Origin of the sequence: Mesorhizobium sp. LCM 4577, from assembly GCF_001854795.2 — a bacterium.
In the GTDB taxonomy this organism is placed as follows: Bacteria; Pseudomonadota; Alphaproteobacteria; order Rhizobiales; family Rhizobiaceae; genus Mesorhizobium; species Mesorhizobium plurifarium.
Window position 1 is genome coordinate 1 of sequence record NZ_MDDU01000042.1, and the last position, 3,705, is coordinate 3,705.

The window sequence follows — 3,705 nt, forward strand, 5'->3', positions numbered from 1 at the left end:
GTTCGCCAGGAACCGGCCAAAGCCAATGATCCGTCCCCGCGATCCTCCCGCAAGCCGTCGAACGCAAACGCTCTGACGATCCACCATGAGCCCCAGCAGCTGGGCCCCCTTTTTTGCAAGCGCTCGTCGCCGAACGCTCCTAATCCGATCTCATGGGCTGACATCGCGACACATCTCCATCAACGCATCGCAGACGGAATCACAGCCCAACACAAGATCGCCAATCAAAAGCGAGTCATTCACTTCAAAAGATGTGTGCATCCCCTAGCCATTTCATGGGGGCGAGGAAGCGCCAATCGCGAACGGGCGCGGCCTCCGAAAGTCCGGGTTCCTCGCCCCGCCAAAGGTGGGGGAGAGGTGGCTCGGCGAACCCGAGACGGAGAGGGGGAGCGCGCTATGCGATTGGCCCGGGCGGCCCGCATGAAACCTTTTGATTTTTGGGCCGTTGTCGCGCGATGCCCCCGGCCAAGCGCAAACCGAAAGCGGACGACAGCGCCATTGAGCGCGGTGAAAGCAAGACGCGCCCGGCGATGTCGCGCCCCAATGCCCCGCGCCACGAAAAGCCGCGCCAGCAGAAACCGCGCGGCACTGCGAAACCGCGCACGGATAAGGCTGCGGAAGACAAACCAGAAGACGGGCTGAAAGGCGACAAGTCGCGGCAAGGCAAGCCACGGGCCGGCGAGAGCCCGCGCGAAGAAAAAGCACCCGCCGACGCCGCGCCCGAGGCCATCGGCCACGCCGGGTCGCCGCCGCCCGAGGCCGCCGAGCCCGGTCCCGCGCTTTCGCCCGAAGAGGCCGAGCGGGCGCGCAAGAAATATCTGCTGAGGCGCTTCTGGATAAGCGGGCGCGGCTATTGGGGTTTGCATGGCGACAAGCTCGCCTGGCCGCTGACGATCGGGCTGCTCACGCTGATCTGCGTCAATGTCGGTTTTCAATACGGCATCAACCGCTGGAATCGCGCGATCTTCGACGCCATCGAGCAGCGCGACGCCCACACCGTCTATTGGCTCAGCGCCGTCTTCCTGCCGCTGGTCGCCGGCAGCATCAGCCTGGTCGTCGCCCAGGTCTACCTGCGCATGACCATGCAGCGCCGCTGGCGCTCCTGGTTGACCACGGCGGTCATCCAGCGCTGGCTGGCCAGTGGCCGCTACTACCAGCTCAACCTCGTCAAGGGCGACCATGCCAACCCCGAGGCCCGCCTGACCGAGGATCTGCGCATCGCCACGGAATCGCCGGTCGACTTTGTCGCCGGCGTCCTCAACGCCTTCCTGTCGGCCTCGACCTTCATCGTCGTCTTGTGGACCATCGGCGGCGCGCTGAGTTTTACCCTTGGCGGCTCCACAATCACCGTGCCCGGCTTCCTGGTCGTCACCGCGGTCATCTACGCGGCCATCACGTCGACCTCGATGTTCGTCATCGGCCGCCGCTTCGTCCAGCTTTCCGAGGACAAGAACCAGGCCGAAGCCGAGTTCCGCTACGTGCTGACGCGTGTGCGCGAGAACGGCGAGAGCATCGCGCTGCTGGGCGGCGAGGAGGAGGAGAACGCCGGCATCGACCGCACCTTCGCCGGCGTGCTCGGCCGCTGGGCGCGGCTCACCGGGCAGCACATGCGGACCACGCTGGTCTCGCAAGGCTCCAGCTTGTTCGCGCCGGTCGTGCCGGTGCTTCTATGCGCGCCGAAATTCCTCGACGGCTCGATGAGCCTTGGACAGGTCATGCAGGCAGCCTCCGCCTTCGCTTTGGTGCAGGGCGCGTTCGGCTGGCTGGTCGACAATTATCCCCGGCTCGCCGACTGGAACGCCTCGGCGCATCGTATCGCCTCGCTGATGATGTCGCTCGACGGGCTGGAGCGCGCGGAGCAGAACGACCGGCTGGGCCGCATCCAGCGCGGCGAGACCGAGGACGGCGCCATGCTCGGTCTCAGAAATCTTTCCGTGACGCTCGACGACGGCACATCGGTGGTGAAGGAAACCGAGGTGGAGATCGAGCCCGGCGAGCGCGTGCTGGTCTCGGGCGAATCCGGCACCGGCAAGTCGACGCTGGTGCGCGCCATCGCCGGGCTGTGGCCCTGGGGCAGCGGCAGCGTCGATTTCCACCCGGGCAAGCGCCTCTTCATGCTGCCGCAGCGCCCCTATATCCCGTCCGGCACGCTGCGCCGCGCCACCGCCTATCCGGCCGCCGCCGACAACTGGAAGACGAAGGAGATCGACGCTGCCCTCGACAAGGTCGGCCTTGCCTATCTGAAGGACCGGCTGGAGGAGGAGGCGCCCTGGGACCAGACGCTGTCGGGCGGCGAGAAGCAGCGCCTGGCCTTCGCCCGCCTTCTGCTGCACGCGCCCGACATCGTCGTGCTCGACGAGGCGACCTCGGCGCTGGACGAGAAGAGCCAGGATAAGATGATGCAGACGGTGATCCAGCAACTGCCCAGGGTCACCATCATCAGCGTCGCCCACCGCGCCGAGCTGGAAGCGTTCCACACGCGAAAGATCACGCTGGAGCGGCGCGAGGGCGGGGCGCGGCTTGTCAGCGATGTCGAGCTTGCGCCAAGGAGGAAGAAGCGCGGCTTGTTCCAGCGCGCGCTGTGGGGGAGCGGGGCGAACGGCGGCAAAGGGTAGGGGGCGCTTCGAAGCTGTGCGTAATCCCCACCGGCGCTGCCCCCGCTCCGTCTCGGCGCTGCGCGCCGAGCCACCTCTCCCCCGCCTTTGGTGGGGGCGAGGAACCCAGGCTTGCGAGGCCGCACCCTCGGCGATTACCATTTCCTCGCCCCCACAAAGTGGTTAGGGGATGCACACATCGTTTGAGGTGAATGACTCGCTTTTGATTGGCTGGATGGCGTCGGGATGTGATTCTGTTGGCGATACTCGGATTGAGGAGGTATCGCGATGTCAGCCCATGAGATCGGATTAGGAGCGTTCGGCGACGAGCGCTTGCAAAAAAGGGGGCCCAGCTGCTGGGGCTCATGGTGGATCGTCAGAGCGTTTGCGTTCGACGGCTTGCGGGAGGATCGCGGGGACGGATCATTGGTTTTGGCCGGTTCCTGGCGAACAAGCGGGTGACGACGCAGAGCCTGATCGAAGGCTGGGGGCTGACGAGTTCGCAGGCGTGTGCGGGCCGTCACGTGCTGGCGGTCCAAGACACCAGTGAGATCAACTTTACGACCACGGCTGAGCATCGGCGGGGTCTGGGCGAGATCGGCAAGGGCGGCAACGTCCGAGGCGCGCTGTTGCATGCAATGTTGGCGCTGGATGCGGGAACGGGCGAGGTATTGGGGCTGGTGTCGGGCCAGATCTGGACGCGCGATGGCCGGGTGGAGACGCCACACAGTCAACGGATGTTGGCCGACAAGGAATCGCAGCGCTGGCTGGCCACGGCCGAAGCGRCCAAGGAGGTGCTGGCTCAAGCGGCGACGGTGACGGAGGTGAGCGATCGCGAGAGCGATATCTACGCCAAGTGGGAKCGCGTKCCGGSTGCGAACTTYCATATCCTGACCCGCGCCATGAGCGACCGTTTGATCGAGGGCGGCAAGCTCTCGACGGCAAAGCTGCAGCCGGCCGGTGAAGCCGATGTGGAATTGCGGGCTCGTCCTGGCCGGCCGGCGCGCACGGCCCATCTGGTGACCCGCTTCGGGCAAGTCGCCCTCAAGCGCCCACAAAACTGCATCGAAAAAGGGCTGGCCAAGACGGTGACGGTGAGCTTGGTAGAGGT

Annotated in this window: 1 protein-coding gene and 1 pseudogene; both read left to right on the forward strand. The window is 65.9% G+C overall.

The features are described from left to right. Positions 1–530: 530 nt before the first annotated feature. Complete coding sequence (locus tag LCM4577_RS27110; RefSeq protein ID WP_071074197.1) at positions 531–2,615, forward strand: ABC transporter ATP-binding protein/permease; 2,085 nt, start codon at positions 531–533, stop codon at positions 2,613–2,615. 437 nt (positions 2,616–3,052) lie between these two features. Then, positions 3,053–3,705: pseudogene (locus LCM4577_RS27115) on the forward strand (transposase); the annotation flags it as partial.